General features: G+C 62.9%; 4 protein-coding genes. All 4 read left to right on the forward strand.

What is annotated here, in order from left to right; genetic code table 11:
- Positions 1-203 precede the first annotated feature (203 nt).
- The 4 genes from ACW9JE_RS29635 (at position 204) to ACW9JE_RS29650 (ending at position 3,347) form a co-directional block, all read left to right on the forward strand.
- The gene (locus ACW9JE_RS29635) at positions 204-512 is read left to right on the forward strand and encodes an arsenate reductase (RefSeq protein ID WP_457434783.1); all 309 of its coding nucleotides are present in this window, start codon (positions 204-206) and stop codon (positions 510-512) included.
- A gap of 31 nt (positions 513-543) precedes the next feature.
- Positions 544-1,578 carry a 2,3,4,5-tetrahydropyridine-2,6-dicarboxylate N-succinyltransferase gene (dapD, locus tag ACW9JE_RS29640; protein WP_457434781.1) on the forward strand — a complete coding sequence of 345 codons (1,035 nt, stop codon included), beginning with the start codon at positions 544-546 and terminating at the stop codon, positions 1,576-1,578.
- A 162-nt stretch (positions 1,579-1,740) separates the two neighbouring features.
- A complete protein-coding gene (locus ACW9JE_RS29645) occupies positions 1,741-2,946 on the forward strand; it encodes an aminotransferase class V-fold PLP-dependent enzyme (RefSeq protein WP_224533374.1) in 1,206 nt (401 codons plus the stop codon).
- Complete coding sequence (locus ACW9JE_RS29650; protein WP_457434782.1) at positions 2,943-3,347, forward strand: SufE family protein; 405 nt, start codon at positions 2,943-2,945, stop codon at positions 3,345-3,347. Before ACW9JE_RS29645 ends, ACW9JE_RS29650 begins: the two co-directional genes overlap by 4 nt.
- The last annotated feature ends 38 nt before the right edge of the window (positions 3,348-3,385 follow it).

Here is a 3,385-nt window from a genome sequence, read left to right on the forward strand (position 1 = left end):
ACAGCCATTTCACTGATCCACCGCATTCGCGAGCAAGCCCGCTCCCACATGTAAAACGGAGGCAATTCGACCTGGAGCGCCGCGAAACCGTCCGGTCATGGCATAATCCGTCACCTTTTTTCTCCAGCACCTGTAAAGGGGGCGATTCCTTGACCGTTTCAAGCAAAACGTTGCACCTTTTCGGCATCAAAGCCTGCGACACCATGAAGAAGGCGCGCACCTGGCTCGATGAACACGCTGTCAGCTATGACTTTCATGATTACAAAGCGGTCGGCATCGACCGCGAACACCTGACCCAATGGTGCAACGAGCACGGCTGGGAAACGGTGTTGAACCGTGCAGGCACGACCTTTCGCAAGCTCGACGACGAACGCAAAGCCGATCTCGACCAGTCGAAAGCCATCGAACTGATGCTCGCGCAACCCTCGATGATCAAGCGCCCGGTGCTCGATCTCGGTGACCGAACCCTGATTGGCTTCAAGCCAGATATCTACGCGGCCGCGCTCAAGTAAGCAGCCCGTTTCAATTTTTAGAGGTATCAACATGTCCACTACTCTGTTCAGCCTGGCCTTCGGTGTCGGCACTCAAAACCGTCAAGGCGCATGGCTGGAAGTGTTCTACGCACAGCCACTGCTTAACCCTTCGGCCGAACTGGTCGCCGCCATTGCCCCGATCCTGGGCTACAGCGAAGGCAACCAGGCCATCACATTCACCAACACTCAGGCTGCGCAACTGGCTGAAGTGGTCAAAGGCGTCGACGCTGCCCAGGCTGCCCTGCTGACCCGTCTGGCCGAGAGCCACAAGCCGCTGGTCGCCACCCTGCTGGCCGAAGACGCCCAGCTGTCGTCGACCCCTGAGGCGTACCTCAAGCTGCACCTGCTGTCCCACCGTCTGGTCAAGCCGCACGGCCTGAACCTGGCCGGCATCTTCCCGCTGCTGCCGAACGTGGCCTGGACCAGCCAGGGCGCGGTAGACCTGAGCGAACTGGCCGAACTGCAACTCGAAGCCCGCCTGCGCGGTGACCTGCTGGAAGTCTTCTCGGTGGACAAGTTCCCGAAAATGACCGACTACGTGGTTCCGGCCGGCGTGCGTATCGCTGATGCGGCACGGCTGCGCCTGGGCGCCTACGTGGGCGAAGGCACTACCGTGATGCACGAAGGTTTCATCAACTTCAACGCCGGCACCGAAGGCCCGGGCATGATCGAAGGCCGCGTTTCGGCGGGCGTCTTCGTCGGCAAGGGTTCGGACCTGGGCGGCGGCTGCTCGACCATGGGCACCCTGTCGGGCGGCGGCAACATCGTGATCAAGGTCGGCGAAGGCTGCCTGATCGGCGCCAACGCCGGTATCGGCATCCCGCTGGGCGACCGCAACACCGTTGAATCGGGCCTGTACGTGACCGCTGGCACCAAAGTGGCGCTGCTGGACGAGAACAACCAGCTGGTCAAAGTGGTCAAGGCTCGCGAACTGGCCGGTCAGACCGACCTGCTGTTCCGCCGCAATTCGGAAACCGGCGCCGTGGAATGCAAGACCCACAAGTCGGCCATCGAACTGAACGAAGCGCTGCACGCTCACAACTAAGCGTCACGCGATCACCGCCGTACCTGTAGGAGCGAGCATGCTCGCGATGGATTCAAGAACACCGCTGGCATCCAGACTGCCAGCGTTATCGTTAACGACCATCGCGAGCATGCTCGCTCCTACAGTACAGGGTGATGCGCACACCCGGCAGGGCTGCATAGCATGATGATTCTCTCCCCCTGGCGCGCCGACTTTCCGGCCATCGCCGCGCTGCAACGGCAAGCCCAGACCTATCTGGACAACGCCGCCACCACGCAAAAACCCCAAGCCCTGCTCGACGCCCTGGCGCATTACTACGCCAATGGCGCCGCCAACGTGCATCGCGCGCAACACCTGCCCGGCGCCCACGCCACCCAGGCGTTCGAAGACAGCCGGCGCAAGGCCGCGCAATGGCTCAATGCCGGTGATTGCGGGCAAATCATCTTTACCCACGGCGCGACGTCTGCGCTGAACCTCTTGGCCTATGGCCTGGAATCTCTATTCCAACCGGGCGATGAACTTGTCATCAGCGCCCTGGAGCATCACGCCAACCTGCTGCCCTGGCAGCAATTGGCGCATCGTCGCGACCTGAAACTGGTGGTGCTGCCGCTGGATGCCGATGGCGTGATCGACCTCCACGCAGCGAGCCAATTGATCGGCCCGCGCACCCGCCTGCTGGCGGTCAGCCAGTTGTCCAACGTGATCGGCGCCTGGCAACCGCTGCCCGCGCTGCTGGCGATGGCCAAGGCCCATGGCGCGCTGACCGTCATCGATGGTGCCCAGGGCGTGGTCCATGGCCGTCATGACGTGCAGGCGCTGGGTTGCGACTTCTATGTGTTTTCCAGCCACAAGCTCTACGGCCCCGATGGCCTGGGCGTGCTGTTCGGGCGCAACGAAGCCCTGCAGCAACTGCGCCCCTGGCAGTTCGGCGGCGAGATGGTGCTGGACGCCAACTACCACGACGCACGCTTTCGTCCGGCGCCGCTGGGTTTCGAGGCGGGCACTCCGCCGGTTTCCAGCGTCATCGGCCTGGGCGCGACCCTGGATTACCTGAGCAATCTGGATCAACACGCCGTGTCCGCCCATGAAGCGGCGCTGCATGACTGCCTGCTCAAGGGTCTGCAATCACGCACCGGCGTTCGCCTGCTGGGCAAGCCGCAGGTGGCGCTGGCCAGTTTTACCGTCGAGGGTGTGCATAACTCGGATCTGGCGCATCTGCTGACCGAGCAAGGCATTGCCGTACGCGCCGGTCACCACTGCGCCATGCCGCTGCTCAAAAGCTATGAGCTGGCCGGGGCGATTCGGGTTTCGCTGGCGTTGTACAACGATTCCGAAGACCTGGAGCGCTTCTTCAGCGCGCTGGATCAGGCGCTGGAGCTGCTGCGATGAATCTGCCTGCCGACGCCGTGACTGCGCTGGAAGCCTTTCAGAACCTGCCGGGCTGGGAGCAACGGGCGCGCCTGCTGATGCAGTGGGGCGAGCGCCTGCCGGCGTTGAGTGATGTGGATAAAGTCGACGCCAACCGCGTGCATGGCTGCGAAAGCCAGGTGTGGCTGATGGGCGAGTTGCAGGACGGCCACTGGCAGTTTCGGGCCAATAGCGATGCGCGGTTGATTCGTGGGCTGGTGGCGTTGCTGCTGGCGCGGGTCAATGGGCTGTCGGCGGCTGAGTTGCAGCAGGTGGATTTGCCGGGGTGGTTCGAGCAGCTTGGGCTGTCACGGCAGTTGTCGCCGTCGCGCAGTAATGGCTTGAATGCCGTGCTTCAGCGGATGCGCGAACTGGCCGCTTGACCAGGAACCTTTCCTTGTAGGAGCGAGGCTTGCCCGCG

This window comes from Pseudomonas sp. SDO55104_S430 (assembly GCF_054070595.1).

Coding starts and splice junctions, on each gene's coding strand:
- ACW9JE_RS29635 (WP_457434783.1), top strand. CDS start 204: ATGAAGAAGGCGCGCACCTGGCTCGATGAACACGCTGTCAGCTATGAC.
- dapD (WP_457434781.1), top strand. CDS start 544: ATGTCCACTACTCTGTTCAGCCTGGCCTTCGGTGTCGGCACTCAAAAC.
- ACW9JE_RS29645 (WP_224533374.1), top strand. CDS start 1,741: ATGATGATTCTCTCCCCCTGGCGCGCCGACTTTCCGGCCATCGCCGCG.
- ACW9JE_RS29650 (WP_457434782.1), top strand. CDS start 2,943: ATGAATCTGCCTGCCGACGCCGTGACTGCGCTGGAAGCCTTTCAGAAC.